General features: G+C 61.3%; 28 protein-coding genes and 1 tRNA gene. 21 read left to right on the top strand and 8 right to left on the bottom strand.

Annotated features, from left to right (window positions below; all coding sequences use genetic code 11):
* The first annotated feature begins 385 nt into the window (after window positions 1–385).
* Together BT108_RS11860 and BT108_RS11855 are read left to right on the top strand one after the other, a co-directional pair.
* Window positions 386–673 (top strand): type II toxin-antitoxin system Phd/YefM family antitoxin, encoded by a 288-nt coding sequence (locus BT108_RS11860; RefSeq protein ID WP_072294784.1) that lies wholly within the window; start codon window positions 386–388, stop codon window positions 671–673.
* Window positions 670–1,101 carry a type II toxin-antitoxin system VapC family toxin gene (locus BT108_RS11855; protein WP_072294783.1) on the top strand — a complete coding sequence of 144 codons (432 nt, stop codon included), beginning with the start codon at window positions 670–672 and terminating at the stop codon, window positions 1,099–1,101. Before BT108_RS11860 ends, BT108_RS11855 begins: the two co-directional genes overlap by 4 nt.
* A 451-nt stretch (window positions 1,102–1,552) precedes the next feature.
* On the opposite strand, the gene BT108_RS14005 is transcribed toward BT108_RS11855, so the two are convergent.
* Window positions 1,553–1,927, bottom strand: a complete 375-nt coding sequence (locus BT108_RS14005) for a hypothetical protein (RefSeq protein WP_218184863.1) — start codon at window positions 1,925–1,927, stop codon at window positions 1,553–1,555.
* Between the two features lie 65 nt (window positions 1,928–1,992).
* Between BT108_RS14005 and BT108_RS14000 the strand changes: the two genes are divergently transcribed.
* The 6 genes from BT108_RS14000 to BT108_RS11825 all read left to right on the top strand — a co-directional run bounded on the left by BT108_RS14000 (window position 1,993) and on the right by BT108_RS11825 (window position 4,214).
* Window positions 1,993–2,595 (top strand): hypothetical protein, encoded by a 603-nt coding sequence (locus tag BT108_RS14000; RefSeq protein WP_218184862.1) that lies wholly within the window; start codon window positions 1,993–1,995, stop codon window positions 2,593–2,595.
* A 137-nt stretch (window positions 2,596–2,732) separates the two neighbouring features.
* A complete protein-coding gene (locus BT108_RS11845; protein WP_072294782.1) occupies window positions 2,733–2,960 on the top strand; it encodes a helix-turn-helix transcriptional regulator in 228 nt (75 codons plus the stop codon).
* Window positions 2,950–3,267: a hypothetical protein gene (locus tag BT108_RS11840; RefSeq protein WP_072294781.1), complete on the top strand. Its 318-nt coding sequence runs from the start codon at window positions 2,950–2,952 to the stop codon at window positions 3,265–3,267. The genes BT108_RS11845 and BT108_RS11840 overlap by 11 nt, the downstream gene beginning before the upstream one ends.
* A 13-nt stretch (window positions 3,268–3,280) precedes the next feature.
* Window positions 3,281–3,535 carry a type II toxin-antitoxin system HicA family toxin gene (locus tag BT108_RS11835; protein ID WP_072294780.1) on the top strand — a complete coding sequence of 85 codons (255 nt, stop codon included), beginning with the start codon at window positions 3,281–3,283 and terminating at the stop codon, window positions 3,533–3,535.
* Window positions 3,505–3,864, top strand: coding sequence for a type II toxin-antitoxin system HicB family antitoxin (locus tag BT108_RS11830; RefSeq protein WP_255369713.1), 360 nt, complete (start codon window positions 3,505–3,507; stop codon window positions 3,862–3,864). Before BT108_RS11835 ends, BT108_RS11830 begins: the two co-directional genes overlap by 31 nt.
* Before the next feature lie 41 nt (window positions 3,865–3,905).
* Window positions 3,906–4,214, top strand: coding sequence for a hypothetical protein (locus BT108_RS11825; protein WP_072294779.1), 309 nt, complete (start codon window positions 3,906–3,908; stop codon window positions 4,212–4,214).
* 280 nt (window positions 4,215–4,494) lie between these two features.
* On the opposite strand, the gene BT108_RS11820 is transcribed toward BT108_RS11825, so the two are convergent.
* Window positions 4,495–4,587 (bottom strand) — tRNA-Ser (locus tag BT108_RS11820).
* Window positions 4,588–4,689: 102 nt separating this feature from the next.
* On the opposite strand from BT108_RS11820, the gene mltF reads away from it, so the two are divergent.
* Both mltF and BT108_RS11810 read left to right on the top strand, forming a co-directional pair.
* Window positions 4,690–6,096 (top strand): membrane-bound lytic murein transglycosylase MltF, encoded by a 1,407-nt coding sequence (mltF, locus tag BT108_RS11815; RefSeq protein ID WP_072294778.1) that lies wholly within the window; start codon window positions 4,690–4,692, stop codon window positions 6,094–6,096.
* A 126-nt stretch (window positions 6,097–6,222) separates the two neighbouring features.
* Window positions 6,223–6,861: a peroxiredoxin gene (locus tag BT108_RS11810; protein ID WP_072294777.1), complete on the top strand. Its 639-nt coding sequence runs from the start codon at window positions 6,223–6,225 to the stop codon at window positions 6,859–6,861.
* A 35-nt stretch (window positions 6,862–6,896) separates the two neighbouring features.
* Here BT108_RS11810 and cysG read toward each other — a convergent pair whose 3' ends face one another.
* Window positions 6,897–8,321: a siroheme synthase CysG gene (gene cysG / locus BT108_RS11805; protein WP_072294776.1), complete on the bottom strand. Its 1,425-nt coding sequence runs from the start codon at window positions 8,319–8,321 to the stop codon at window positions 6,897–6,899.
* A 263-nt stretch (window positions 8,322–8,584) separates the two neighbouring features.
* On the opposite strand from cysG, the gene BT108_RS11800 reads away from it, so the two are divergent.
* The 7 genes from BT108_RS11800 to BT108_RS11770 all read left to right on the top strand — a co-directional run bounded on the left by BT108_RS11800 (window position 8,585) and on the right by BT108_RS11770 (window position 14,209).
* Window positions 8,585–9,430, top strand: a complete 846-nt coding sequence (locus BT108_RS11800) for a 3',5'-nucleoside bisphosphate phosphatase (RefSeq protein ID WP_072294775.1) — start codon at window positions 8,585–8,587, stop codon at window positions 9,428–9,430.
* Between the two features lie 53 nt (window positions 9,431–9,483).
* Window positions 9,484–10,116: an L-threonylcarbamoyladenylate synthase gene (locus BT108_RS11795; protein WP_072294774.1), complete on the top strand. Its 633-nt coding sequence runs from the start codon at window positions 9,484–9,486 to the stop codon at window positions 10,114–10,116.
* Complete coding sequence (locus BT108_RS11790) at window positions 10,109–10,756, top strand: site-2 protease family protein (RefSeq protein ID WP_072294773.1); 648 nt, start codon at window positions 10,109–10,111, stop codon at window positions 10,754–10,756. Before BT108_RS11795 ends, BT108_RS11790 begins: the two co-directional genes overlap by 8 nt.
* Window positions 10,757–10,797: 41 nt before the next feature.
* Window positions 10,798–12,000: a tryptophan--tRNA ligase gene (locus BT108_RS11785; protein WP_072294772.1), complete on the top strand. Its 1,203-nt coding sequence runs from the start codon at window positions 10,798–10,800 to the stop codon at window positions 11,998–12,000.
* Window positions 12,001–12,057: 57 nt separating this feature from the next.
* A complete protein-coding gene (locus tag BT108_RS11780) occupies window positions 12,058–12,870 on the top strand; it encodes a segregation and condensation protein A (protein WP_072294771.1) in 813 nt (270 codons plus the stop codon).
* Window positions 12,836–13,453 (top strand): SMC-Scp complex subunit ScpB, encoded by a 618-nt coding sequence (gene scpB / locus BT108_RS11775; RefSeq protein WP_072294770.1) that lies wholly within the window; start codon window positions 12,836–12,838, stop codon window positions 13,451–13,453. Before BT108_RS11780 ends, scpB begins: the two co-directional genes overlap by 35 nt.
* 129 nt (window positions 13,454–13,582) lie before the next feature.
* The gene (locus BT108_RS11770; RefSeq protein WP_072294769.1) at window positions 13,583–14,209 is read left to right on the top strand and encodes a ParA family protein; all 627 of its coding nucleotides are present in this window, start codon (window positions 13,583–13,585) and stop codon (window positions 14,207–14,209) included.
* A 97-nt stretch (window positions 14,210–14,306) separates the two neighbouring features.
* Here BT108_RS11770 and BT108_RS11765 read toward each other — a convergent pair whose 3' ends face one another.
* The 4 genes from BT108_RS11765 to BT108_RS11750 form a co-directional block, all read right to left on the bottom strand.
* Window positions 14,307–15,134: a methane monooxygenase/ammonia monooxygenase subunit C gene (locus BT108_RS11765; RefSeq protein ID WP_072294768.1), complete on the bottom strand. Its 828-nt coding sequence runs from the start codon at window positions 15,132–15,134 to the stop codon at window positions 14,307–14,309.
* Window positions 15,135–15,691: 557 nt separating this feature from the next.
* Window positions 15,692–16,951 (bottom strand): transcription termination factor Rho, encoded by a 1,260-nt coding sequence (gene rho / locus BT108_RS11760; RefSeq protein ID WP_072294767.1) that lies wholly within the window; start codon window positions 16,949–16,951, stop codon window positions 15,692–15,694.
* Window positions 16,952–17,122: 171 nt separating this feature from the next.
* The gene (gene trxA / locus BT108_RS11755; protein WP_072294766.1) at window positions 17,123–17,449 is read right to left on the bottom strand and encodes a thioredoxin TrxA; all 327 of its coding nucleotides are present in this window, start codon (window positions 17,447–17,449) and stop codon (window positions 17,123–17,125) included.
* A gap of 338 nt (window positions 17,450–17,787) precedes the next feature.
* Window positions 17,788–19,497 carry a glutamine--tRNA ligase/YqeY domain fusion protein gene (locus BT108_RS11750; RefSeq protein ID WP_218184861.1) on the bottom strand — a complete coding sequence of 570 codons (1,710 nt, stop codon included), beginning with the start codon at window positions 19,495–19,497 and terminating at the stop codon, window positions 17,788–17,790.
* 235 nt (window positions 19,498–19,732) lie between these two features.
* On the opposite strand from BT108_RS11750, the gene BT108_RS11745 reads away from it, so the two are divergent.
* The 4 genes from BT108_RS11745 to hemB all read left to right on the top strand — a co-directional run bounded on the left by BT108_RS11745 (window position 19,733) and on the right by hemB (window position 23,360).
* Entirely contained in the window at window positions 19,733–20,722 is a 990-nt protein-coding gene (locus BT108_RS11745; RefSeq protein ID WP_177257314.1) for a biotin--[acetyl-CoA-carboxylase] ligase, read from the top strand.
* A complete protein-coding gene (locus BT108_RS13860; protein WP_072294764.1) occupies window positions 20,719–21,510 on the top strand; it encodes a type III pantothenate kinase in 792 nt (263 codons plus the stop codon). The genes BT108_RS11745 and BT108_RS13860 overlap by 4 nt, the downstream gene beginning before the upstream one ends.
* Window positions 21,511–21,513: 3 nt before the next feature.
* Window positions 21,514–22,209 (top strand): ribosome biogenesis GTP-binding protein YihA/YsxC, encoded by a 696-nt coding sequence (gene yihA / locus BT108_RS13855; protein ID WP_072294763.1) that lies wholly within the window; start codon window positions 21,514–21,516, stop codon window positions 22,207–22,209.
* A gap of 134 nt (window positions 22,210–22,343) precedes the next feature.
* Window positions 22,344–23,360 carry a porphobilinogen synthase gene (gene hemB / locus BT108_RS11730; RefSeq protein ID WP_072294762.1) on the top strand — a complete coding sequence of 339 codons (1,017 nt, stop codon included), beginning with the start codon at window positions 22,344–22,346 and terminating at the stop codon, window positions 23,358–23,360.
* Between the two features lie 37 nt (window positions 23,361–23,397).
* On the opposite strand, the gene BT108_RS11725 is transcribed toward hemB, so the two are convergent.
* A complete protein-coding gene (locus BT108_RS11725; RefSeq protein ID WP_072294761.1) occupies window positions 23,398–25,731 on the bottom strand; it encodes a penicillin-binding protein 1A in 2,334 nt (777 codons plus the stop codon).
* Between the last annotated feature and the right edge of the window lie 211 nt (window positions 25,732–25,942).

The raw sequence follows: 25,942 nt of genomic DNA, 5'->3' as shown, positions 1-25,942 counted from the left end.
AGTGGATAGAAGGTATCGATGGGAAACTCACCAAGGCGTGCGATCCAGAATTGCCGGTCTCGATCGAGTGAAACGGGATTGGCGCGCCTCGAAGTGCTTGAGAGCGATACGGATCGCGATCTCACCCGTACCATGGCGCGTCGGCTCGTTGAAGACAGCGCCGATGCATCCAGATTATGCATGACCGTCGGTCGGGTACTCTTCCAAATCGATCGTCGGACTATGCCTTCCCCGTCATATTTTCGTATTATCTTGTTGTGGGCAGAACAACAAAAAAGACCGCCTCCTGAAGTGCCTGGGTTTGCTGAGGCGTTGCAAGTCGTTACTTGAAGGTGGGGATGGATTCTGCTAATCTGGTCAGACTAACCAGATTATGGAATGCCGTATGGACAAAACCAAAGTGGCGACGTCTGCGCTACCGGGCCACTGGATGCTACAGGACGCGAAAGCGCGTTTTAGCGAACTGGTGCGCCGCGTACATAGTGAAGGGCCACAGCATGTGACCGTCCATGGCCGGGATGAAGTGGTCATCATTACCGCGGAGGATTTCCGTCGCCTTCAAGGCGAACGGATGGGAAGTGCCCTGATCGAGGCCATTCAGGCATCCCCTTATCGCAATATGGAGCTTGAAGTGCCGCGTGCGTCCATGCCGGTCAGGGATGTGGTGTTGTGATTGGCTACCTGCTGGACACCAACGTCATTTCCGAGTTGCGCCGTCATCGCCCTGATCAACGCGTGACCGCCTTCGTCGCTGCGCAGCCACTCGAGGCGCTTCATGTCAGCGCGGTAACACTGGCAGAGATTCGCTCTGGCATTGAACTGGTCGCCGATGCCGGCCGCCGTGCGGAACTGGCCAACTGGCTGATGCACAAGGTGCGGCCCATGTTCGAGCATCGCATTTTGCCCATTTCCGAAGATGTGATGCTCACATGGCGCCTGCTCGTTGAAGAAGGCCGCAGGTCCGGGCACACCTTCTCTCAGCCTGATCTCATCATCGCGGCAACCGCTGCCCAATATGGGCTGACGATCGTTTCACGCGATGTCTCGGAATTCGAACGTGCCAGGGTTCCGTTCCTGAACCCTTGGGACGCTACTCGGTAGCTGCTGGTTTTTCAGATGGGATGCCGTATTGCGCCAAGTGCCTCATCATGATGAAATGGTTGATGGCGCGGTAATGCCCACGGCAAGTCGAGAATTAGCCTACGCTTTCCGCTCCTGCGCCTCGTGGCCGATTGCGCTCGTTGGCGCAGTTGCGTCCGGATTGCGTCCAATGATGGCCACGATGGCCACGATGGCTGGAATCGTGCCGCAGGCCGACCAGAAGCCGGCCCGTGCTTGCATCATTGCCGCAATCGAGGGCCTTGACGTTCGAAAAGGCGCGGCATGATTGCTCATCTGGTTTGATGACGAGGATCGGTTCGTGGTCGCAACCGGTTCTTCAACAGCCTGTTAGCGTGAAGAACGACACGCTCGGCACCATCGAACAGGTCAGTACCCAAAGCATGAGCGTTCGCACCGATGACGGGCGCGACATCGCATTTGACCTGAAAGACTATGACCGATCGACCACGGCTATGCCGCCACGATCCACAAGGCGCAGGGCATGACGGTGGACCGCACCCATGTGCTGGCAACGCCCGGCATGGACGCTCACGGCAGCTATGTCGCCCTGTCGCGCCACCGGGACGGCACGGACCTGCATTATGGCCGCGACGACTTCGCCAGTCAGGACAAACTCATCAACACCCTTTCGCGCGACCGCGCGAAGGACATGGCGACGGATTACGAGCGGATCGACCCGGCGCAGGACTATGCCGAACGGCGCGGCATCACTTTCCGCGCCCGTGTCGCCCAGATCATGCGCAGGCTGATGCCGGAGCGCGTGCGCGATGCCGTCGATGACATGCTTGACCGTCTGCACCAGCATGACAACGCCGCGCCTGGCCGCGAGGCCGTGCAGCCCCGGGACGGGAAAGATCGGTTGCAGACAGCGTGCAGCGCGAGGCCCCGGCACCGGCAGGCGGTGCGGCCGAGGAACAGGAGAATGCCTTGCGCCGCGCCCGCAGGCAGGCACTTGTCCGCCATGCCCGTGCATCCGATGCGATCCTTGAGGCCAAGCATCAGGGCCTTGCGCCGTCCGATGACCAGCGGCGCGAGCTTGGCGCGGCAAGGCGGGCATTCAACGAGGTCCGGCCCCATGGCTGGCAGGATGCCGAAGCCGCCTACAGCAAGGACAACAGCCTCGCCCGCGAGGCGGCGACGGGCGATCCCGCGCGCGCGATCCGCGCCCTTCAGCGCGAAACCGGAAACCGCCTCGACATGCAACGGGCGGACGAATTCGTGGACCGCTGGAAGAAACTCGGCAAGGTCAGCGAGCAGCGATATGCGGCGGGCAACTATTCCGGCTACAAGGCCGCGCGGGCGGAGATGGGCAACATGACGATGAGCCTCGAACGCGATCCGCAGATGGAATCCTTGCTCGAAGGTCGCAAGAAGCAACTCGGCATCGGCATGGATTTCGACTCAGGGATGAGGCTGGGGCGGCAACTTTCCCTGAGTCATGGCCTTGGCAGGGGGCGGGGCATCGGATTGTAGAGCGCAGAATTTTCCTATTTGCCGCCGTTTCTACGCCATAGCCCTACGCTGCCTAAATATCAGTTGCACAACGATATTTCGTTGCTCTGTCTGGTCGTTGCAATCGTCAGAAACACCCAGCAGGAGGCAGCGCAGCCATGCGTCAACCAGACCGTATCGTCCGTCTCAAGACCGTTCTCGCCCGCACCGGGCTGTCCCGGTCCACCATCTACCGCAAGATCGCCGAAGGCACCTTTCCGCCCCAGATCAAGATCAGTACCAATGGCGCAGGATGGAAGGAATCCGAAATCAATCACTGGGTCGCCAACCCTGCCGGATGGCGGCGGCATTCGTTCAACGAATTCGACTTCCTCGATGACTTCTGACCGCAGCGACGACCACAAGCCGGTGACGGCATCCCGTTCCCGGCGCACCAAACGACCGCCTACGGCGTCGGAGCAGCTTGAGGAATTTCTGGGCTATCCGTGGCCATTCCACGGCAGGCCGCCCAAACACGACCTCAGTACATGGACCGTGACCGACGACTGGCCCGATCCCGTTCCGGTCACGGAAGCCGAGATCGAGGTGTTCGAGCGATGGTTCGGCGACCTCTTCGATGAACTCTTTGGCTCCGACAACGGATCGCCCGACACCGGGGCTGAGATTGATCTTGAAAACGGTACTATAAAATGATACTGTAAACTCCGTGAAAAAGCGTCACAGAGCCACGCTGGAACTGATCTTCGCCCGCCCGGTCAATGGTTCGATCCGCTGGGCCGACATAGAGGCACTGTTTGTAGCCCTCGGGGCGGAAGTCAGCGAGCGGGAAGGTTCGCGCGTCGGCGTGTTCCTGTTCGGCGAAGTGCGCGTCTTTCATCGCCCGCATCCTTCACCGGATACGGACAAAGGTGCGGTTGCCAGCATCCGTAAATGGCTGGACGAACACGGAGTAAAGCCATGAACAATGTCGTTGAAATCAATGGCGAGAAGGCGGTGATCGCTTTCGATCCCGAGATTCAGATGCTGCGCGGCGAGTTTGTCGGCCTGAATGGTGGGGCCGACTTCTATGCCGAAAGCGTTCACGATCTGATCGAGGAAGGCCGTAAGTCGTTGGCCGTCTATCTGGAAATGTGCCGGGAGAAGGGTATCGAGCCACGCCGGAAGTTCTCCGGCAAGTTCAATGTCCGCCTCACTCCTGACGACCATGCCGCCGCAGTCATTGCCGCCGCAGCGTCGGGCAAGAGCCTGAATGAATGGATCGTCGGGACGATCAGGGAGGCCGCTGAATAGCGGCCTCGTTCGTTTGACCGGGTTTGAAAGGAGACATCACCATGACCGCTTCCACCGTGCCGCTACGCGCCACCCTTTATCTGCGTGTTTTGGCAGTACGGCAGGCCGAGCATGATGTTTCCATTCCCGATCAAAAGCGAAAAGGTTTCCCTCAGCTTCCTGGTTTCTATCCGTCTATCAATAAGGCAGTGCAGTTGAGGGCTATGAGGTTCAAGTACATCCTCGTGCGCATGGACCAGAGTGCCTATGTCTCGCAGGATGCGCTCGGAAAGGAGTTCACGCCAGAAAAGCTGGCTGAGCACCTGCTTTCGCAACTGATGGACATCGTGGAGCGTACATCGCGAGATTGATCATAGCACCTTGGCCATCTTCGTCCGCTACTTGGAGATTAGTGCGGCTTGTGTTCAGTGAGGTGGTGTTGATCTGAATGCTTGTTCTTCGGAACCTACGGCCGATAGCTGCCTTTCTGCTTCCAGTCTCAGTCTACGCCTACAATCGATTGCTGAACGGACGGCAGGTTTTGGAGCGGGACCGCTGAGTGGATCGGCGACAATGAGGTCGTAGACTCCCCCGTTGCATCTGTAACCCCGACCAAGCAATATTGCGCTATAGATGGTTATCGACAGTAAATGGCGGAGAGGGTGGGATTCGAACCCACGTGCCAGGTTACCCTGACCATCTGATTTCGAGTCAGCGCCGTTATGGCCACTTCGGTACCTCTCCGGTGAGCGCTGGTACGATTTTACCAGTTTATCCCGCGCTTATCCCGGTTCCTTGCGCATCAAACCGTGGCAGAATGCTTCAGTTTCTGTCCGATTCCCTTCGATGCCCAGCCTCCCTTGCCGCTCCATCCTTGCCGGCGCCGCCTGCTGTCTGGCACTCGTGGCCTGCGACACGCACGAGTACCCGGTAGTGCGTCCGTTCGTCGAATCGGACGACCTGGTCGTGATCACCGTCAACAGCCCGGATACCTACTACGAGAACGCCGATGGGCGCATTGCGGGACTGGAGTTCGATCTGGTTTCGGAATTCGCGCGGGATCTTGGAATGCAGGTGAAGTTCAGGACGGTGCCCGGCCTGGACCAGATGCTGGCGACGCTGCAGCGGCAGGGCGGGCACCTGGCGGCGGGGCTGGTGGTGGGGGCCAGGCACGCGGTCCATGCACGACTGGGGCCGGAGTACCAGCGCGTGCAGCCGCAGGTGGCCTACAATACCGATCGCGGCAGGGTAACGGATGCACTTCAGCTCGTGGGGCGCAGCGTCGTGATCGCGAGCGGGACGCCCTATGCCGAGCCACTCGCGAAGGTGCTGCAGCAGGCACCCGGCCTGAAGTGGGCGGAAGTCGACATCCCCGGCGAGGACCTCCTGGCGAAGCTGGCGAAAGGGGAGGAGGGGGTCGACTACGTAGTGGCCGATTCCGTGCAGATCGCCCGTGCGCGGAGCTTCTATCCCAACCTGGACGTTGCCTTCGACCTGGGCGCACCGGCCGGCAAGGCGTGGCTGTTTCCGCTGTACGCGGAGCGGGCCCTGCTGGAGAAGGCGCAGGCGTTCTTCGAGCGGATCGAGCGGGATGGCACCCTGGGGCACCTGCTGGATCGCCACTACGGCCACATCGGGCGCCTCGAGCGAACCGACGTGAGCGGCATTCTGGCCCGGCGGCGTACGCAGCTGCCCGATTTGCGCGCGCATTTTCACGAGGCGGAGGAGGTGGCGGGGATCGACTGGCGCCTGATCGCGGCGCTGGCCTACCAGGAGTCGGCCTGGGACCATCTGGCGACTTCGCCCGCCAACGTGCGGGGAATCATGATGCTGACGGAGGCGACCGCCGACCGGATGAAGGTGGCCGATCGGCTGGATGCGAGAGAGAGTATACTGGCGGGGGCACGCTACCTGCGGCTGCTCATGGACAGGCTACCCACCCGTATCCTCGAGCCTGACCGCACCTGGATCGCGCTGGCGGCCTACAACCAGGGTCCCAGCCATATCGAGGATGCGCGCATCCTGGCGCAGCGTCTCGGGTTGAATCCGGATTCGTGGGCAGACGTGAAGAAGGTATTGCCGCTCCTGAGCCTGAGCGGATATTTCCAGACCTTGCGGCATGGCTACGCCCGCGGCGGCGAGGCGGTGGTCCTGACGGAGTCCGTGCGCACCTACTACAGCATACTGCTGAAGTACGAGCGTCCCTATTCCTGGGGATTCCCGGTCGTGAAGGAAGTCGCGCCAGCGGCCTGATGCGCCGGATGCGGGCGCATTCATGCCCGGCCCCGGGGGTTCCGGGTGGATGGTTGTCGCATTGCGGCAGTCGGGCTATATTGAGCATACGTTCCGTTTTCGTCAATTTCAATCAAGGAGGATGCCATGACATTGCGTTTGGGCGATACTGCACCGGATTTCGAGCAGGACTCTTCGGCCGGCAGGATCAGGTTCCACGAATGGATCGGGGATTCCTGGGCAGTGCTGTTTTCACATCCGGCCGATTTCACGCCGGTTTGCACCACGGAACTGGGAAAGACCGCGAAACTCAAGTCGGAGTTCGACCGGCGCAACGTCAAGGCGATCGGGCTGTCGGTCGATCCGCTGGACAAGCATGCCGGGTGGATCGAGGACATCGAGGCGACGCAGGATTGCAGCGTCGAGTTCCCGATTATCGCGGACGTGGACAGGAAGGTGGCCCAGCTTTACGACATGATCCATCCGAACCAGTCCGAGACCGTGACGGTGCGTTCGCTGTTCATCATCGATCCGAAGAAGAAGGTGCGTCTCATCATCACCTATCCGCTGACCACGGGACGTAACTTCGACGAGGTGCTGCGCGTGATCGATGCGCTGCAGCTGACCGACGGATCCTCGGTGGCGACGCCGGCCAACTGGAAGGATGGGGATGATGTGATCATTCCGCTGTCGTTCCAGGACGAGGCCGTCATCAAGGAGAAATTTCCCAAGGGTTACCGCGCGCCACGTCCCTACCTGCGCATCACACCCCAGCCGGACAAGTAGCCCTGCTTCCGTCCGGCGGGCTGCGTAGGCGTTGCTCAGCCCTCTCCGGGGTCGACGGCGGCATCCGGCCCGGGGTTGAACCATGCGAGCCTGCGGTGCAGGCTGACGACGCCGCCGACGATGATGAGGGTCGGCGGCACGAGATGCGCCGCCGCGGCCAGTTCCGGCAGGGTGGCGAGCGTCCCGGCGAGCACCCGCTGCTTGCGGGTGCTCGCCTGCTGGATGATGGCCGCCGGGGTGGCGGCATTCAGGCCGTGCGTGATCAGTTGCGCGCACAGCACCGGCAATCCGACCAGCCCCATGTAAATGACGATGGTCTGGTTCGCCTGTGTCAGCAGTGGCCAGTCCAGGTCGACGCTGCCGTCCTTGAGGTGGCCGGTGACGAAGATGCACGACTGCGCATGATCGCGATGGGTCAGGGGAATGCCGGCATAGGCGGCCGCCCCCGATGCCGCGGTGATGCCCGGCACCACCTGGAAGGGGATGCCGTGGTCGATGAGGGTTTCGATTTCCTCCCCGCCGCGTCCGAAGATGAAGGGGTCGCCTCCCTTGAGCCGCAGGACGCGCCTGCCTTCCTGCGCCAGTCGCACGAGCAGCTGGTTGATGGACCCCTGGGGCATGACGTGCCGGTTGCGTTCCTTGCCGGCGTAGATGCGCGGTGCGTCGCGACGCGTCAGGTCGAGGATTTCCTGCGAGACCAGGCGATCGTGCACCACGACGTCGGCCTGCTGCATCAGCCGCAGCGCCCGCAAGGTGAGCAGCTCCGGATCGCCCGGCCCGGCCCCGACGAGATAGACCTCCCCTTGCGGAGGCGTATCGGCTTCGTTCGCCAACGCGTGTTCCAGGTGTCTCCTGGCCGCGCCGTCGCGACCGGCGAGCACATGGTCCGCGAAGGTGCCTTGCAGCATCTTTTCCCAGAAGATGCGGCGATTTTCGGGATGTGAGAAGCGGGTTTTCACGCGTTCACGGAATTCCGCGGCATGGGTCGCCAAGCGTCCGTACGCAGCCGGGATCAAGGTCTCGATACGCGCCCGCAGCAGTCTCGACAGCACCGGCGAGCTGCCGCTGCTCGACACGGCGATCAGCACGGGCGAGCGATCCACGATGGCGGGCATGATGAAGGAGCACAGCGCCGGGTGGTCCACGACGTTGACGGGAACGTGCAACCGCCGGGCAGCCTCGGAAACCGCCTGGTCGACTGCCGCGTCGCCGGTGGCAGCGATCGCCAGGGAGGCATCTTCCAGATGCTCCGGGCGGAAGGCTTCCGCACGGTGGATGAGCCTCTCCGGTGCCGAGTCCGATAGCCGTCCCGCGAGTTCCGCGCACAGCGCAGGGGCGACCACGACGACACGCGCGCTCGCGCGCAACAGCACGGCGATCTTGCGCGCGGCGTGTTCGCCGCCGCCCACCACCACGCAAGTGCTGTGCCTGAGATCGATGAAGATGGGCAGAAAATCCATGGATATCTTCCGAGCGGAAAGAGACCGCACGTCTATGCGGTTACGGATGGGTGGCCGGAACGACAGTATTTCGTCCCCCCGGCCTTTCCATACTTTACCCGAAAATGCCGGGGAATGAGGAGAGGCCCGGTATTGCAGCGCTGTTCCACGCACCGGGGGCAGAATCGCTTGCCTGCCTGTTTTTTCGGCAGCCCGTTTTTCATGGGACTGCTTATTTGTTATGATGCAGCACTCGTTCGACGAGAAGCGAAGCAGCATCTTCCATGCCCAATATCGATTTGCACTGTCACTCGACGATTTCTGATGGCCTCCTGACCCCCACGCTATTGGTGGAGCATGCCGCGGCGAAGGGCGTGGATGTACTGGCGCTGACCGACCATGATGACGTCGCCGGACTGGAGGAGGCGCGCCGGGCTGCCATCGTGCGGCGCATCATGCTGGTCAATGGTGTGGAAATCTCCGTCGACTGGCGCGGACAGACCCTGCACATCGTTGGTCTCGGCATCGATCCCACCCATCGGGAACTGACGGAGGGCCTCCGGTCGATACGGGACGGACGGACGATGCGTGCCCGCGGGATTGCCGCACAGCTGGACAAGTTCGGCATCCATGGCAGTTTCGAGGGTGCCTCGGCGTACGCTGGGAACAAGCAGCTGATCGGGCGCACGCACTTTGCGCGTTTCCTGGTGCAGGAAGGCCATGCGCGGGACGTCAGGTCCGTGTTCAAGAAGTATCTGGTCAAAGGGAAACCCGGATATGTGCCGCATCGGTGGGCGCCGCTGAGCGACGCCGTCGGCTGGATCCGCGGCAGCGGGGGCAGGGCCGTCCTCGCGCATCCGGCCCGCTACCGGTTGTCCGCCGCCGCCCTGGACGAACTGATGCAGGAGTTCCGCACCCTGGGAGGCGAGGGGATCGAGGTCATCACCGCCAGCCACACGCCCGAGCAGGCGCTGCTGTTCGCGGACCACAGCCGGCGCATGGGCCTGCTGGCTTCGCGCGGCTCCGATTTCCACGGACCGGGCGAGAGCTATTTCGATCTGGGGCAGATGCCGCAGCTTCCGGCCGGCTGCGTCCCCGTCTGGCATGACTGGAAGCAGGTGCCCTCGTGAGGGCGGCGCGCTCCATCGCCTGCCGGGACCGTTCGCGAGGGTAGATTTCCGGCGTGGCCCAGTTCTTTTCGATTCATCCGACCCAGCCTCAACTACGCCTGATCAAGCAGGCCGCGGCCATCGTGCGCGCTGGCGGTGTCCTGGCCTATCCGACCGATTCCTGTTACGCATTGGGCGGACACCTGGGCGACAAGGCGGTGATGGCGCGCATCCGTGCCATCCGGCAGGTGGATGACCATCATCTCATGACGCTGATGTGCCGCAACCTGGCCGAGATTTCCCACTACGCAAAGGTCGACAACCGCCAGTACCGGCTGCTCAAGGCCAGTACGCCCGGCAGCTATACCTTCATCCTCCAGGCAACGCGCGAGGTGCCTCGCCGCCTGCAGCATCCGAAGCGCAGCACCATCGGTCTGCGGATACCGGATCATCCGGTGGTGCAGGCCCTGCTGGCGGAGCTGGATGAGCCCCTGCTGAGCTCGACGCTGATACTGCCGGGGGACGAGCTCCCGCTGAGCGATGCGGAGGAGATCCGCGACCGCCTCGAGCATCACGTGGAGCTGGTGCTGGATGGGGGTGCCTGCAGCCTGGACATGAGCACGGTGATCGATCTGACCGGAGACGAACCCGTACTCGTGCGCCAGGGCAAGGGCAGTCTCGCCCCGTTTGGTATCGTGCATGGATAGCATTGTCCAGAGTATCGCCATCCATGCGTTGCCCATCGTTCTTGCCATCACCCTGCACGAGGCCGCGCATGGGTACGTGGCCAAACATTTCGGGGATTCCACCGCCTATGTGCAGGGGCGCGTCAGCCTGAACCCGGTGCGGCACATCGATCCCGTGGGAACGGTACTGTTGCCGCTGCTGACGCTGGTGCTGGGAGGCATCCTGTTCGGTTGGGCCAAGCCGGTGCCGGTCGATTACTCGGCGCTGCGGCATCCCAAGCAGGACATGCTCTGGGTGGCGCTGGCCGGTCCAGGGGCGAATCTCTGCATGGCGTTCTTCTGGGCGTGCGTGATCAGGCTGGGGATGGGGTTGCCGGAGAGCGACCTGGCACGCCCGATGATCCTGATGGGAGAGGCGGGGATCCGGATCAACGTGATCCTGATGGTGCTGAACCTGTTGCCGCTGCCGCCGCTGGATGGCGGCCGCGTCGCGGTGAGCCTGCTGCCCCCCCGCATGGCGCACCGGTTCGCGCAGATCGAGCCCTATGGTTTCATGATCCTGCTGCTGCTGCTGGTGACAGGGATGCTGGGCGCCATCATCGGTCCTTTCATCGAGGCTGCGATCTATCTGGTGGTGTGGTTCTTTGATCTTGGAATCTAGTCCGGCGGAGCGACTGCCGGGATTGGCGAAGGGCGGGCAACATGTTCACTGATCGTGTCTTGTCGGGAATGCGTCCCACGGGTGGCCTGCACCTGGGGCATTATCACGGCGTGCTGAAAAACTGGGTTGAACTCCAGCACCAGTTCGAATGCCTGTTCTTCGTCGCCGACTGGCATGCGCTCACCACGCACTACGACACCCCGGAGGTCATCGAGCAGCACGTCTGGGAAATGGTGATAGACTGGCTTGCCGCGGGAGTGGATCCGGCGCAGGCCACGCTGTTCATCCAGTCCCGGGTGCCGGCCCATGCCGAACTGCATCTCCTGCTCTCCATGATCACCCCGCTGGGCTGGCTGGAACGGGTACCCACCTACAAGGACCAGCAGGAAAAGCTGTCGGAGAAGGATCTGGACACCTACGGTTTCCTCGGCTATCCCCTGCTGCAGAGCGCCGATATCGTGATCTACCGCGCCAATCGCGTGCCGGTGGGAGAAGATCAGGCGCCGCACATCGAATTCACCCGCGAGATCGTGCGCCGTTTCAATCATATCTTCGGCAAGGAAGCCGGGTTTCGCGAGAAGGCCGAACTGGCGATCAGAAAGCTCGGTTCGCGCAAGTCCAGGGTCTACCGGGAGCTGCGCAACCGCTACCAGGAGCATGGCGACGAGGAGGCCCTGGCCACGGCGAAGTCGCTGCTCGACGAGCAGCAGAATCTGAGCATGGGTGATCGCGAGCGACTGTTCGGCTACCTCGAGGGAGGTGGCAAGGTGATCCTTTCCGAGCCCGAGGCCATGCTCACGCCCGCATCGAGGATGCCGGGGCTGGATGGGCAGAAGATGTCCAAGTCCTACAACAATACCATCAACCTGCGCGAGGACGAGGCCAGCGTGGTCAGGAAGATTCGCACCATGCCGACGGATCCGGCGCGCATCCGGCGCACCGATCCGGGCGATCCGGCGCGCTGTCCGCTGTGGCAGTTTCATTTGATATACTCGGATGCCGGGACGAGGGAGTGGGTGCAGCAGGGCTGCACCACCGCCGGTATCGGCTGCCTGGAGTGCAAGCAGCCCGTCATCGACGCGATTCTGGCGGAACAAAGGCCCATGCATGAGCGAGCCCGGATGTACGAGGAGGATCCCACACTGGTGCGCAACATCATCGCCGACGGCTGCGAGCGGGCGGACAAGCTGGCGCAGGAAACGATGCGTGACGTTCGCGAGGCGATGGGGTTGAGCTACTTCTAGGAGTGCCATGAAGCCCGGGCAACCCGAAAGAGCGACGTCGAACCATGGCATGCGGGGATGAATGAACCCGCCCAGGGCGTCGCTGCCGCCGAGCCGGTCGCCCGAATCCATGGCGAGCCGCTGAAGGATCTGCCTCAGGACTTGTACATCCCGCCCGATGCGCTGGAGGTATTCCTCGATGCCTTCCAGGGACCGCTCGATCTGCTGCTGTACCTGATACGCAAGCACAATCTCGACGTGCTCGACATTCCCATGGCGGAGCTGACGCGGCAGTACATGGGGTATATCGGCATGATGCGGCGGCATCAATGGGAACTGGCGGCGGAGTATCTGCTGATGGCCGCGGTATTGATCGAGATCAAGTCGCGCATGCTGCTGCCGCGCCCGCCGGAGCGGGTGGACGAGGAAGGCGATCCGCGCGCGGAACTGGTGCGTCGCCTGCTCGATTACGAGCAGATGAAGCTTGCGGCCCAGCGCTTGGACGAACTTCCCCAGGCCGGCCGGGATTTTTCACCGGCCAGGGTATGGATCGACCAGACGGGAGTCAGGCGTCTGCCGGACGTCAGCGTGGACGACCTCCGCAATACCTGGTTGGCTCTGCTGGCCCGCTCCCGGATGAACCGCCGGCATCGCATCACGCGCGAGGAGCTGTCGGTGCGTGCACACATGAGCCGCATCCTGCGCCATCTGCAGGGCCACCCGTTTGTCGAATTCGCTCAGCTGTTCAGTCCGGATGCCGGGGTGGCGGAAGTCGTGGTAACCTTTCTTGCCCTGCTGGAGCTGGTCAGGGAGAACCAGATCATGGTGACCCAACCCCAGCCGTTTGGAGTGATCTATGTCAAACCTGCCGGCTTCCCTGTCGTCGCCTGACGTCGCCGACGTGTCCCGCCCCGACGAGATCGGACGGATCCTGGAGGCAGCCCTGCTTACCAGCCAGGAGCCGTTGCCGATATCGGAGCTGAGAAAGTTGTTCGATGAGGATCTGGGCGCCGAGGTGTTGCGCCGGCTGTTGGAAGAACTGCGCCAGCAATGGCAGGGAAGAGGCGTGGAACTGGTGAAGGTCGCGGGCGGCTGGCGTTTCCAGGCGAGAGCCGAGATGCAGATATTCCTGGATCGTCTCAATCCTCAGAAGCCTCCACGCTATTCGCATGCGGTGCTGGAGACGCTGGCCATCGTTGCCTACCGCCAGCCTGTGACCCGCGGCGACATCGAGGAGATCCGCGGGGTCTCGGTTTCGGGCTCGATCCTCAAGGCGCTGGAATCGCGCGGATGGATCAGCGCCGTGGGACATCGCGACGTTCCAGGCAGACCGATCCTCTATGCGACGACCGCGACCTTTCTCAACGACCTCAACCTGCGCGCGCTGCAAGAACTGCCGCCCCTGGAGGAACTGGGCACGTTGCTCAAGTCGGGAGAGAACCTGGGGAGCATGGAGCTGTTACCGCCCCCCTGATCAGTTGAGATACACTTTACCCTGCGGCCTGCCGGACGCGGTGGCACGGCCACACGATGGCGCATGGAAGGAATCGCTGCGCCGGAAACCGACCGGATGATTGCCGGAATCGAGATCGAGGAGTAAAGAATGCGGACTATTCTGGTGGCAAACCCGAAGGGGGGATCCGGCAAAACGACGCTGGCGACCAATCTGGCCGCCTATCTGGCGGGCCAGAGTCACAGGGTCGCCCTGTGGGACCTGGATCGCCAGAAATCCTCCCTGAACTGGCTGGCGTTGCGTCCCCCGGAACTGCCAGCCATCACGGCGCTGGATGCGGGTCGCCACGAGGCCTACCCGGACATTCCGGAAAATACCGGTTGGCTCGTCCTGGATGCGCCGGCCGGCATCCACGGCAAGCACCTGGACCATGCATTGAAGCGGGCCGACAAGATCGTGGTGCCGGTGCAGCCCTCCGTGTTTGACATGGCGGCGACACGCGATTTCCTGGACCAATTGATGGAAGAGAAACCTCTGCGTAGGTCCAGGGCATTCATCGGCATCATCGGCATGCGCGTGGACCCGCGTACGCGTGCTGCCGCAACGCTGGAGCAATTCCTCGGGCAATATGACCTTCCGGTCCTCACCTACCTGCGCGACACGATGGTTTACGTCAACGCCGCCTTCAACGGGAAGGGAATCTTCGATCTGCCGCGCCACCAGACCGGGCGCGACCTGCTGCAGTGGCAACCCATCCTGGAGTGGATAGGGCAGTGACCGGAGATGAAGTGGGGAGGAGGAGGTCAGGAGAGCCGGAAAGCCGTTTCCCCGGCATCGCCGGGGAAACCCATACAGCCGTCCTTCGCCTATGGATCTAGGGTTTGATGACGTTGTCCAGAATGGCCCTGCTCTGCTTGTTCCACTCCACGTCCATGAGATTGGAGAAGCGCGTGATCACCTGCACCGCGAAACCTCCCTGGAACAATCCGGCCCAGGCCAGCACCACGAAGCCCCAGTGCAGCGGTGCGCTGAACAGTTCCTCCATGAACCAGAAGGCATGACCCCATTCGTTCAGGCCCACGTTCGGAAGGCTCATGATCGGACCGGCGATGACCATCACCAGGGGGAACGAGGTTGCCTTGTTGAAGATCGGCAGCCGTGTGCTGGCGTAGATGTACATCGATACACCCATGATGATGTACATCGGGAACGAGCCATAGAAGAGCGGGATATGGCTGGGCGTGAAGCTGGTGTCACGAATGATCACCTGATGCCAGGAAGCATCCTGCTCGGTGAAGAAGCTCGATCCCCAGTAGACCCCGAACAGGTACACCCCCAGCCACATGAGGTAGTAGAAGTACCGCTTGATCTCCTGCTTGACCGTCAGGTTGGCCAGTTCCTCCTTGGTGCTGCGGGTCTTCCACAGCCAGCCCCAGTACAGGGCCGCCATCGTGGGCCAAAGCATCATCTGGAAGCGCCATAGCCCCATCCATATCTGCTCGAACTCCGGTTCCATCGAGTCCATGCCGTGGGAATAGGCGTAGGTGCGCTGAAACCAGACCCAGAAGATCGCCATTGCCAGGATGGGCATCAGGCCCAGCTTATAGTACTTCGAATCGTACCACTCCGACATGTCGTAGGTGGCACTGTCGTGCTTCTCGGCCGTCTGACGCGCGGCGTTGTTCTCTAGTGTTGTAGACATGAGTAGCTCCTATTCATGCGAATCATCATGAATTCCCCGGAATCTTCCTGGGGAGTCATCTTCAACGACAAAAACTACCAGTCTGGTTTTTGGACTAGACTGGTTCGTCATGGTTCCGGGACCCTGAGAAATTTTTTCATTAGGCATATTAACCCTTCACAAGTCCCGGTTTTTAAAGCTTTCATGGCGATGGGCCCTCCTATTCAGAATGATTAAAATAAATTGTTTTTTTACAGACACTTATTTGACACTTTTACTTCATGAAAGTTTCAGATCCCTTGTTTTCGGGAATGTTCTGGTTTTTAATGCCGGGAACGCCCGGGCGGGGGCCACGCGGACGCCTGCGGGAACATGTCCCAGCAAGGGGCTGGAAGGCGGAAGGGGGGTGGAAGAGGGGATCTCGGTCGTCGTGACCGGCTTCAGGCTGAATCCATGGGCGCAGGCGCTGACCCATCCGGCGCATCCCTGCCGTGTTTCATCGGGCAGCGGTTCCGGCGGAGGGATGGATCATCCAATCGAGCGATTAACCCTGACCCAGGCGACAAGGACCGCGCCGCTCACACTCGCCGCATCGAATCGAAGAAGTCGGCGTTGTTCTTGGTGGCCTTGATCTTGTCGAGCAGGAATTCCATTGCGTCCATGTCGTCCATGGGATACAGCAGCTTGCGCAGTATCCAGATCTTTTGCAGGATATCGGGTTTGATGAGAAGCTCTTCCTTTCTGGTACCGGAGCGATTGACGTTGATGGCGGGGTAGATGCGCTTCTCCGCCATGCGCCGGTCAAGGTGAATTTCCATATTGCCGGTACCCTTGAATTCCTCGTAGATGACATCGTCCATGCGCGAGCCGGTATCGACCAAGGCAGTGGCGATGATGGTCAGGGAACCTCCTTCCTCGATGTTACGGGCTGCTCCGAAGAAACGCTTGGGGCGCTGAAGCGCATTGGCGTCGACGCCGCCGGTCAGCACCTTCCCCGAGGCTGGCACCACGGTATTGTACGCGCGTGCGAGGCGGGTGATCGAGTCCAGCAGTATCACCACGTCTTTCTTGTGCTCGACCAGGCGCTTGGCTTTCTCGATCACCATGTCGGCCACCTGGACATGGCGTACGGCGGGTTCGTCGAAGGTGGAAGAGACCACCTCTCCGCGGACGGAGCGTATCATCTCGGTCACTTCTTCCGGCCGCTCGTCGATCAGCAGCACCATCAGGATGACATCAGGGTAGTTGGCGGCGATCGCGTGGGCGATGTGTTGCAACATGACCGTCTTGCCCGACTTCGGGCTGGCCACAAGCAGGCCGCGCTGTCCCTTGCCGATGGGAGCGATCAGATCGATGATGCGACTGGTGACGTTCTCCTCGGCCTTGATGTCGCGTTCGAGCAGGAGTCGCTGCGTGGGGAAGAGCGGAGTGAGGTTCTCGAACAGGATCTTGTGCTTGGAGTTTTCCGGGGACTCGCCGTTGACCTTGTCGACCTTGACCAGCGCAAAGTAGCGCTCGCCATCTTTCGGGGTTCGTATTTCGCCTTCTATGGAATCCCCGGTGTGCAGGTTGAAGCGGCGGATCTGGCTGGGAGAGACGTAGATGTCGTCAGGGCCGGCCAGGTAGGATGTATCCGGCGAGCGCAGGAAGCCGAACCCATCCTGCAGAACCTCCAGCGTACCTTCGCCGAAGATGCTTTCTCCCTTGCGCGCCTGGTTTTTCAGCAGTGCGAAAATCAAATCCTGTTTTCGCAGACGGTTGGCTCCGTCTATCTCGTTGGCAATGGCCATTTCCACCAGTTCGGTGACGTGGAAATTCTTGAGGTCGGATAGGTGCATGGACGAAGTTCGTGAATGGGAAGCAGCAGGTACGAAACGTCAGAAGACGCCAGAAAGCGTTGGGGAGGCAATACAGCAGTGGAGCAGGAATATGAGGCGGAGATCCAATTTGGATGCCTGGAACGCCTTGCTGACTACACTGGGAAGGTAATGTTCAAAAGAGTAGCGGGTTTAGATATGGCTGTCAATAAAAGCGGTCAGCTGCGACTTGGACAGCGCCCCCACTTTGGTTGCCTCGATATTGCCGTTCTTGAACAGCATCAAGGTGGGGATCCCCCGGATGCCGTATTTTGGCGGCGTGGCTTGATTTTCGTCGATATTGAGTTTCGCGACCTTGAGTCGCTCCCCATATTCAGCGGCGATTTCGTCGAGTATGGGAGCGATCATCTTGCACGGGCTACACCATTCGGCCCAATAGTCGACCAGGACGGGTACGGCTGATTGCAGGACTTCGGTTTCAAACGTTGCATCGGAAACGTGGCGGATGTGCTGGCTCATGAAATTCTCATCTAAAGATAGGTAGGGAACAATCCGGATCGCCTTGCCTGCACTGCAGAACACCCTCGCGCCGATTCCATGTGTCGCTTCGGATGGGGTGTTTTCCGGTTTCGATCTTTTTTCTTTTCTTTCTTCTTTCCCGAATCAGGTTTGCCGGGTCGCTGGAAATATTCGGTCTGTGCGAAGGCATGCATGGCGCCAATGGCTGACGACGGCATCGCCTCACTGCACGACCCCCATATGCTAGCGAAAAAATATCCGGAAGGGAAGCGTCATGTACACTATCTCATGCAACCGGTAGCGAATTGGATTGCTGGCGTTGCCGATCGGTGGGACGGTCATGGAGATCCGGGCGTCTTTCCCCAGGAATCCCTCAGCGAGACCGCTCGGTTGAATACGGGGCCGCCCGGCGTCGTGCTGACGCGATCGGCGATGAAGTAGCCATGACGTTCGAACTGGAAGCGATCTTCCGGTTGGGCCTGGGCGAGCGCTGGCTCGACATAGGCAGCGATCGTCCTGCTGGAGCCTGGATTCAGGAACGCGAGATGGTCGCGCCCGCCCGCATCGGGATGGGCGTTCAGGAAAAGACGGTCGTAGAGCCGCACTTCGGCGGGTCGCGCATGCTTTGCCGACAGCCAGTGAATGTTTCCCTTGACCTTGCGTTTCTCCGCTCCCGGTGTCCCGCTTCGGGTATCGGGATCATAGGTGCAGTGAATCTGCACGATGTTTCCTTCTGCATCCTTCACCACGTCCGTGCATCGGACGATATAGGCATAGCGCAGCCGCACCTCTGCGCCGGGAGAGAGCCGGAAGTAGCCCTTGGGGGGGGTTTCCTTGAAATCGTCCGCTTCGATATAGAGCTCCCGGGTGAGTGGTATGGCACGCTTCCCCCATTCGGGCTTCTGCGGATGGTTGGGGACAAGGCACGTTTCCTCCCCCTGTTCCGGATAGTTGTCGAGTATGAGCTTCAGCGGTTCCAGTACTGCGATGCGTCTGGGGGCATGCGTGTTCAGGTCCTCGCGCAGGCAGTCTTCCAGAATTCCTGCGTCTATCCACGAATCGGCCTTGCTGACACCGATCCGGTCAGCGAACAGGCGGATGGCGGTGGGCGTATACCCGCGCCTCCGCAGGCCGGCCAGGGTCGGCATGCGAGGATCGTCCCAGCCTTCGACGTATCCGCCGTCGACCAGCGCCATCAGCTTGCGCTTGCTCATCACCGTATAGGTGAGATTCAACCGTGCGAACTCGATCTGCTGCGGATGGCAGGGCACGGCACCCTTCAGCCGGTCCAGTATCCAGTCGTAAAGGGGACGGTGATCCTCGAATTCCAGGGTGCAGAGAGAGTGGGTGATGGTTTCCAGCGCATCGGAAATGCAATGCGTATAGTCGTACATCGGATAGATGCACCAGTTGCCGCCGGTGCGATGATGATGGGCGCGGCGGATGCGATAGAGCACGGGGTCGCGCAGGTTGATGTTGGGGGATCCCATGTCGATCCGGGCACGCAGGACATGGGTGCCGTCGGCGAACTCGCCCGCTTTCATGCGACGGAAGAGATCGAGGTTTTCTGCGGGGCTGCGGGTGCGGTAGGGGCTGTCCTTCCCGGGTTCGGTCAGGGTGCCGCGGTAGGCCCGTATCTCTTCTGCAGTGAGGCTGTCGACGTAGGCGTCGCCCTGGTCGATGAGCCGTTCCGCGAATTCATACAGCCTGTCGAAGTAATCGGAGGCGTGGTAGAGATGCCGTCCCCAGTCGAATCCCAGCCACTGCACCGATTCGATGATCGATTCGACGTACTGCCGTTCCTCCTTCTCGGGGTTGGTGTCGTCGAATCGAAGATGGCACGCGCCGCCGTAGTCTCGCGCCAGGCCGAAATTGAGGCATATGCTTTTGGCATGGCCGATGTGGAGATATCCGTTCGGTTCGGGAGGAAAGCGTGTTTCCACTCGCCCCTGCCATTTCCCCGTGCGGATATCCTCTTCGATGATGGCACGGATGAAATGGGGGGCGGAAGGTTGCGGGGGGATGGCTGCGGGATTGTCGTGGTTCAAGTCGGTCTCTCTGAAGATAGTGCTATGATCTTACGGTACGCGGCGGGCGGGCTGCGGCAGTAGCGGCGGGATCGCCTGCCGGGATGGGGGTTATAGTGGGTATTCATGGAAAAAATCTGCGGAGGGTTCGCCGGCCTGCCGCTTCGTACCGCGGAGGGGGGCATGTACCCGGTTGCCGGCGTCCGGTGGATGCCGGCCGCGGCGTTCCGCCTCATGCGGCATGCAGGTGTCTTGCGTGAAACCGCTGACCTTCTCGATTCTGCGCCTGCTGGGCGACGGCGACTTCCATTCCGGTGTGGCGCTCGCCCGGGAACTGGGCGTTTCGAGGGCGAGCGTGTCGAACGCGCTACGCCGCCTGGATACGGCGGGTCTGGCGGTGCATGCCGTGCATGGCCGGGGTTATCGCCTGGCCGAGCCGGTATTGTGGCTGGAACGGGATGCCATACTCGGGCATCTGGGCCCGGAGGCGCAGGGTATCGACCTGGAAGTACTGGACAGTGTCGCATCCACCAACGATCTGTTGCTGAAGGAAGCGGGAACGAATGCGCCGGGGAAAGGAAATGGCATCCGCGTGGTCGTGGCGGAGTTCCAGACGCAGGGGCGCGGCCGGCGCGGACGATCCTGGCACTCCGGACTGGGTGGAAGTCTAACGTTTTCCCTCGCCTGGCGATTCCAGCAGGGCGCGGGATTCCTGTCCGGACTGAGCCTTGTGGTCGGCGTGGCCATTCTGCGGGTACTGAAGTCGGCGGGGATTGGAGACGTGGCGCTCAAGTGGCCGAATGATGTGATGGTCAGCTATTGTAAACTGGCGGGAACGCTGATCGAACTGCAGGGCGACATGCTGGGCCCCACCCTGGCGGTGATCGGCGTCGGCATCAACCTGAAGCTGTCCGGCAGCATCCGGGCACGGATCGACCAGGGTGCGATCGACGTGTACTCGATCACCGGGGAGACTCCGGATCGAAACAGGCTGCTGGCCATGCTGCTGCTCGAGATCGTCGCGGTGCTCAGGGAATTCGAGCAGCAGGGGTTTGCCGCCTTCCAGGACGAATGGGTGGATCATCACCTGTGCGAAGGCAGGTCCGTCGTTCTCGGTCTGCATGACGGCTCGACCCGGCAGGGAGTGGTGCAGGGTGTCGCCCTCGATGGTTCGCTGGGCCTGCGCACGACGGAGGGTATCCGGCAGTACAGCAGTGGCGAAATCACGTTATGCAGGATGACATGACAGACTCTTCTCCGCCGATCCTGAGGCTGATGGTCGATTCAGGCAATACCCGAGTCAAGTGGGGGCTGCATGACGGCAACGGCTGGATCGAGCGAGGATCGGCAGCGCAGGCCGATGGCGCCTTGCTGGGGCGTCAGTGGCGGGAGATGGAGGCTCCCGATCATATTCTGATATGCCACGTGGCAGGGGTCGCCGCGAAAAATGGCCTGGTCGAGGCCCTTTCCCATTGGGAAATCGAGCCGCAGTGGATCTCCGCCGCCACGTACCAGTGCGGCGTGCGTAACTATTACGCCGATCCCGCCCAGCTCGGCAGCGATCGCTGGGCAGCGCTGGTCGCCGCGTGGGATCTGCAGCGCCAGGGATGCCTGGTGGTGGATGCCGGAACCGCCCTGACCGTCGATGCGCTGTCGGACACCGGCGAATTCCTCGGCGGTATCATCATTCCCGGCATGGACATGATGCGCGCGGCCCTGGCGGCGCACCTCGTCCCCTTGACGGCTGCCGAACTGTCTGGAGGAGCGTTCCGCGACTATCCCGACAGTACCGCCGATGCGGTGGCGAGCGGGGGAGTGCATGCGCTTGCCGGCGCGGTGGAGCGCATGGCAGGATTGCTTGCCGCGACCCTGGGTCATGTGCCGGATTGTCTGCTGTGCGGCGGAGCCGCGCAGCAGCTGCAGCCGCGCCTCGAACTGAATGCCACGGTGGTGGAGAATCTGGTTCTGGAAGGTCTGCTGCTGATCGCGCGGGAAGGCGGGCAGGATAGCAGGGCAACCGCCCGAATCCGGTAGGCCATGCTCCAGCACACCACCTTTCATACGACGGTCGGTCAGTTGCATCAGCTTCCCCCTCCGGATGGCGTGGAGGTCGCCTTTGCGGGGCGTTCCAACGCGGGCAAGTCGAGCGCCATCAATTCCCTCACCCGACGTACCCGCCTGGCTTTCGTCAGCAAGACGCCGGGGCGCACCCAGCACATCAATTTCTTCAAGCTGGGACCGGCCTCGTTTCTGGTCGACCTTCCCGGCTACGGTTATGCTAAAGTACCCCTCGGGGTTCGGCACAAGTGGGAGCACCTGCTGGGCACCTACCTCCAAACGCGCGAGTCGCTTCATGGCATGGTTCTGGTCATGGACGTGCGTCATCCTTTGACCTCGCTCGACTTGCGCATGCTGGGCTGGTTCGGGCCCACGGGGAAGCCGGTTCATGTACTGCTTGCAAAGTCCGACAAGCTGAGCCGGCGCCAGGCGGTGAGGACGCTTGCGCAGGTGTCGTCGTACCTGCGTGAAGCCTACCCCCAGTGCAGTACGCAGCTTTTTTCCAGCCTGACCAAGGAGGGCGTGAAGGAAGCAATGGCGGTGCTGGAGGAGTGGTTCGGAGAAGAGGGGAGCCAGGCTTCGTCGCGGGAATCTCCGGATTCCGGCGAGGCTGGAAAAACAGGAATAAAAAGCCCCCGGTTAAAGGGGATTAAAACCGGGGGCAAGCTACCTTAATAGAATTAAGGTACCCGCTCAGGGAGGGAAAGCGGGAGACAATCAAACACCGTCTGTTGATAAGATCGGGAAATTTCCTACAAGTTCCCGATATTTGTTTTTTTATCCAATCTGATTTTTATATGTCTCTGGATATGCCTGATACGCCTCATGGCAACGCGTTCCCGCACGGCAGGATGCGCCGTATGCGCCGCAATGAATTTTCGCGGCGCATGGTGCGGGAGCATCGCCTGGGTACGGAGGATCTGATCTACCCGGTATTCGTGCTGGATGGGGAGAAGCGCGAGGAAGCAGTGGCTTCCATGCCCGGTGTCGTTCGGGAAAGCCTGGACCGGCTTTTCCATCGCGCGGAGGCATGCCTGACGGCGGGGATTCCAGCAATGGCTATTTTTCCGGTCGTCGGCGCCGATTCGAAGAGCCTCGACGCCGCCGAGGCCGTCAATCCGGAAGGGCTTGTTCCTCGTGTCGTCCGGGAGCTCAAGGGACGCTTCCCCGAGCTGGGCATCATGACGGACGTGGCGCTCGATCCCTATACCAGCCATGGGCAGGACGGCTTGATCGACGCCACCGGCTACGTGATGAACGATGAAACGGTGGAGGTGTTGACGCAGCAGGCACTGGTGCACGCCCAGGCCGGGGCCGACATCGTGGCGCCGTCCGACATGATGGACGGCCGTATCGGTGCGATCCGCCGTACTCTTGAAAGCCGCCGTTTTGTCCACACCCGCATCCTCGCCTATTCGGCAAAGTATGCCTCCAGCTTCTACGGACCGTTTCGCGACGCAGTGGGCTCGGCCGCCAGCCTGGGTACGGGGGACAAGCGTACCTACCAGATGGATCCGGCCAATTCGGACGAGGCGCTGCGGGAGGTCGGCCTGGATCTGGCCGAGGGTGCCGATATGGTGATGGTGAAGCCTGGTCTGCCTTATCTCGATATCGTGCGGCGGGTAAAGGATCGATACGGCGTACCCACTTTCGTCTATCAGGTCAGCGGAGAATACGCCATGCTGAAGGCTGCCTCCGGCAACGGCTGGCTGGACGAGAAGGCTTGTGTGCTGGAGTCGCTGCTGGCCTGCAAGCGGGCGGGTGCGGACGGCATCCTGACCTACTTTGCGCTCGACGTGGCGGCGTGGTTGAAGCAGGACGGTTGATCCGGCCCGGGCCGATCCGCCCGCGACCAGCTGAGGCTCAATGGGACAGGAATTCGCGTATGACATCCTCGGCCGATTTCAGGATATCGTCCACCGTGACACTCTTGTCCGCTTCCGGGGGCAGCTGTTCCTCCAGGAAGTATTCCGTGATCGAACCTTCCGGATCCCTCAGCCCTGTCGCGGGATCGATCCTGGCGGCCATGACGCCGGGTGGCGGTGCATGGCTGGCCGCCGGAACGCCCTTGAGCGCCTTGCCCATATAGTTCATCCAGATTGGCAGGGCGGCATGGCTTCCGGTTTCCCTGTTGCCCAACGATCGAGGGGTGTCGAAGCCGATCCAGGCGATCGCCACCAGATCCGCCTGATAGCCGCAGAACCAGGCGTCGACGTGATTGTTGGTGGTCCCGGTCTTTCCGGCCAGGTCGCTGCGGCCCAGTTGCTTTGCCTTGGTGGCGGTGCCGCGCTGGATGACATCCTGCATCATGCTGGTCATGAGGAAGGCGTTGCGTGGATCGATGATCTGCTTTGCATCGACGCCTGCCAGGACCGGCTGGGACTGCTCCAATACATTGCCGGAAATGTCTTCGACGCGCTTGATGAAATAGGGCGAGACACGGAAGCCACCATTGGCGAAGGCCGCATAGCCCACCGCCATCTGCAGCGGCGTGACCGACCCGGCGCCCAGCGCCATGGGCAGGTAGGGCGGATGCTGCCTGGGATCGAAGCCGAAGCGCGTGATGTAGTCTTGCGCGTATTGTACGCCGATCGCCTGGAGTATGCGTATCGACATCAGATTCTTGGATTTCGCCAGGCCTTCGCGCATGCGCAGGGGGCCATCGAAATTGTTGTCGAAATTCTTGGGTTCCCAGTCTTCGCTGCCCGTCTCCTCGGCGGTGAAGAAAAGCGGTGCATCGTTGATGACGGTGGCAGGGGTGAATCCCTTCTCGAGCGAGGCGGAGTATACGAAAGGCTTGAAGCTGGAGCCGGGCTGGCGCCAGGCCTGAGTGACGTGGTTGAATTGGTTCCGGCTGAAATCGAATCCTCCCACCATGGCGTGGATCGCGCCGTCGCGGGGGCTGATCGACACCAGCGCGGCTTCGACCTGCGGAAGCTGCACGATCTGCCATTCGTTTTTCTCGTTCTTGCGGATACGGATCAGGGAACCCCGGCGGATGAGCTGCTGAGACTTGACGTCGGGCTTTCCTGTCAGGAACCGTTGCGCGAATCTGAGCCCGTTGCCGGATATCTCGACGATTTCCCCACCTCTGCGGTATGCCTTGACGGATTGCGGACTCGCGCTCAGTACCGCCGCTGCATGGATATCGTCGCTGCCGGGAATATCCTGCAGTGCATCCTCCAGGATCTCCTCCGGATCGGTACGATCTCCGATGAGATCGATCACGGCTTCCGGCCCCCGGTAGCCGTGGCGGCTGTCGTAGTCCATGACACCCTGGCGCACCGATCGATAGGCTGCCTCCTGCTCCGATTTGCGGATCGTGGTATAGACCCTGTAGCCCTTGGTGTATGCATCTTCCCGGTAACGTTCATATATGGCCTGGCGCGCCATCTCCGCGACGTGCTCCGCGTGTAGCGCGAATTCCTGGGATTCGCGCCTGACGGTTATCCGTTGCTTTTCCGCTTCCTCGAATTCCCCATCCGGAATGTAGCCCAGATCGCGCATGCGCCGGAGCACATACAACTGGCGTGCCTTGGCGCGCTTGATGTTGACGACCGGATTGAAGCGCGAGGGAGCCTTGGGGAGTCCTGCGAGCATGGCGGCTTCGGCGAGGTTGATCGCATCCAGCGGCTTGCCGAAATAGACCTGAGCCGCCGCGGCGAAGCCATAGGCACGCTGGCCGAGGTAGATCTGATTGAAATAGAGTTCGAGAATCTCGTCCTTGCTCAAGCTGTGTTCGATCTTGAATGCGAGCAATGCTTCGCTGAATTTCCGGGTCAGTGTTTTTTCCTTGGTCAGGAAGAAATTCCGGGCCACCTGCATGGTGATGGTACTGGCGCCCTGACGCACGCCGCCGGAAGCAAAATTGGAGTACGCAGCGCGCAGTATGCCGATGTAGTCGACGCCGCCGTGCTGGTAGAAGCGATCGTCCTCCGCGGCCAGGATGGCCTGCTTCAGACGTTGCGGGGCCGTTTCGATCTTGACCACCTGACGGCGTTCCTCGCCGAATTCCCCGATCAGCAGACCTTCGTCGCTGTAGATGCGCAGCGGAATTTTAGGGCGATAATCCGTCAGTGCTTCCAGGGAAGGAAGCGTGGGAATGGTGATCAGTGCCGCGAATCCGACCAGCAGGATGCCCAGCAGGCCCAGGGCGAGCAATGCGACGATCGAGTATCCCCACCAGCGGGTCAGCATGCGGATGGCGCGGCCTGGGCATATTCCGGGAGAGGTGGCTGCATGAGAGCGTCGACGTCACCTTCGGGAACGCCGCGTCCAGACGCCGGAATGGAAAGAGAGCAGTGGAGATGCGTTGTTTTCATTGTGCGCCAGATATTGTGCCCGATTATAAAGCAATCTTCGGGGATCATCGTCGATCGAGATCCGGATGCTGACGATCCGGATCTGC

Origin of the sequence: Nitrosovibrio sp. Nv17, from assembly GCF_900119085.1 — a bacterium.
Taxonomy (GTDB): Bacteria; Pseudomonadota; Gammaproteobacteria; order Burkholderiales; family Nitrosomonadaceae; genus Nitrosospira.
The sequence above is the reverse complement of the archived record's forward strand: the minus strand, read 5'-3'. Positions and strand labels throughout refer to the sequence as shown.

Coding starts and splice junctions, on each gene's coding strand:
- BT108_RS11860 (WP_072294784.1), top strand. CDS start 386: ATGGACAAAACCAAAGTGGCGACGTCTGCGCTACCGGGCCACTGGATG.
- BT108_RS14005 (WP_218184863.1), bottom strand. CDS start 1,927: ATGCTGGTGCAGACGGTCAAGCATGTCATCGACGGCATCGCGCACGCG.
- BT108_RS11845 (WP_072294782.1), top strand. CDS start 2,733: ATGCGTCAACCAGACCGTATCGTCCGTCTCAAGACCGTTCTCGCCCGC.
- BT108_RS11840 (WP_072294781.1), top strand. CDS start 2,950: ATGACTTCTGACCGCAGCGACGACCACAAGCCGGTGACGGCATCCCGT.
- BT108_RS11830 (WP_255369713.1), top strand. CDS start 3,505: ATGGCTGGACGAACACGGAGTAAAGCCATGAACAATGTCGTTGAAATC.
- BT108_RS11825 (WP_072294779.1), top strand. CDS start 3,906: ATGACCGCTTCCACCGTGCCGCTACGCGCCACCCTTTATCTGCGTGTT.
- mltF (WP_072294778.1), top strand. CDS start 4,690: ATGCCCAGCCTCCCTTGCCGCTCCATCCTTGCCGGCGCCGCCTGCTGT.
- BT108_RS11810 (WP_072294777.1), top strand. CDS start 6,223: ATGACATTGCGTTTGGGCGATACTGCACCGGATTTCGAGCAGGACTCT.
- cysG (WP_072294776.1), bottom strand. CDS start 8,321: ATGGATTTTCTGCCCATCTTCATCGATCTCAGGCACAGCACTTGCGTG.
- BT108_RS11800 (WP_072294775.1), top strand. CDS start 8,585: ATGCCCAATATCGATTTGCACTGTCACTCGACGATTTCTGATGGCCTC.
- BT108_RS11790 (WP_072294773.1), top strand. CDS start 10,109: ATGGATAGCATTGTCCAGAGTATCGCCATCCATGCGTTGCCCATCGTT.
- BT108_RS11785 (WP_072294772.1), top strand. CDS start 10,798: ATGTTCACTGATCGTGTCTTGTCGGGAATGCGTCCCACGGGTGGCCTG.
- BT108_RS11780 (WP_072294771.1), top strand. CDS start 12,058: ATGAATGAACCCGCCCAGGGCGTCGCTGCCGCCGAGCCGGTCGCCCGA.
- scpB (WP_072294770.1), top strand. CDS start 12,836: ATGTCAAACCTGCCGGCTTCCCTGTCGTCGCCTGACGTCGCCGACGTG.
- BT108_RS11770 (WP_072294769.1), top strand. CDS start 13,583: ATGCGGACTATTCTGGTGGCAAACCCGAAGGGGGGATCCGGCAAAACG.
- BT108_RS11765 (WP_072294768.1), bottom strand. CDS start 15,134: ATGTCTACAACACTAGAGAACAACGCCGCGCGTCAGACGGCCGAGAAG.
- rho (WP_072294767.1), bottom strand. CDS start 16,951: ATGCACCTATCCGACCTCAAGAATTTCCACGTCACCGAACTGGTGGAA.
- trxA (WP_072294766.1), bottom strand. CDS start 17,449: ATGAGCCAGCACATCCGCCACGTTTCCGATGCAACGTTTGAAACCGAA.
- BT108_RS13860 (WP_072294764.1), top strand. CDS start 20,719: ATGACAGACTCTTCTCCGCCGATCCTGAGGCTGATGGTCGATTCAGGC.
- yihA (WP_072294763.1), top strand. CDS start 21,514: ATGCTCCAGCACACCACCTTTCATACGACGGTCGGTCAGTTGCATCAG.
- hemB (WP_072294762.1), top strand. CDS start 22,344: ATGCCTGATACGCCTCATGGCAACGCGTTCCCGCACGGCAGGATGCGC.
- BT108_RS11725 (WP_072294761.1), bottom strand. CDS start 25,731: ATGCTGACCCGCTGGTGGGGATACTCGATCGTCGCATTGCTCGCCCTG.